The organism is Acidisoma sp. S159 (assembly GCF_009766125.1).
In the GTDB taxonomy this organism is placed as follows: domain Bacteria; phylum Pseudomonadota; class Alphaproteobacteria; order Acetobacterales; family Acetobacteraceae; genus Acidisoma.
On record NZ_LMUG01000068.1, the window covers coordinates 13,572 to 14,354 of the forward strand.

A 783-nucleotide genomic window follows, 5' to 3' on the forward strand; every position below is an offset into this window, starting at 1 on the left:
TTCGCGCCGACTAGCTCCAGGCTCGTCTGCATGTCGCTGAGGGCATGTTGGATCAGCGCTTTGTCGTTGTCGCTCCAGCTATATGTAATGCGCGGAATGCGCAGACCGTACTGATCGACCTCATCTGTCAGTGTGACCTGATTGCGCTCGCTGGGGAGCATTTCTCCAACCATTTTGAGGCCAACCTGGTGATTATATTGCATCATCTGCTCGCGCAACGGCGCGCCCCATAGCTTGCGGGAACCAGTGACCACGGTGGCCCATTCGACCGGCAAGGGCCCCTGCGCCATCCAGCAATAACCGCCCTGAAAGTTCTTGCGGTCGTCATAGTTCCAATGTTCTGTGATGGCGAGTGAGGGTGGCCCTTTGTTCCAGCGCACCTCCTGGTCCATGAGACCCCAAACCGCCTGGTTGGATTGGGTCATGAGATTCTTGCCGACGAGGCTGGAGCTGTTGGCGAGCCCCTCCGGGTAGCGATCATTTGCGGAAGCCAGCAGCAGCCGCGGCGTCTCGATGGCGTAGCCGGCCACGACGACATTGCGTGCCTTCTGGAAGCGCCAGCGCCCCTCACGGTGATAATGGACCCCGGTCGCGCGCCCATCCGGTCCCGTTTCGATCCGCCCCACCATCGCGAGATCGCGGATTTCGGCGCCTGCCGCGATGGCGCGTGGAATGAAGGTCACTAGCTGACTCTGCTTGGCGTTCGTCGAGCAGCCGAACCGGCAAAAGCCCCGATAGACGCAGGGCGGCGAATTGCCATGTGGCGCCGAGACAGTGGCGAGC

At 61.3% G+C, this 783-nt stretch carries 1 protein-coding gene; it reads right to left on the reverse strand.

From position 1 onward, the window contains the following. Positions 1-783 (reverse strand): GMC family oxidoreductase N-terminal domain-containing protein (locus GSQ92_RS31165; RefSeq protein WP_254066692.1); only part of this gene is annotated, 783 nt, incomplete at both ends.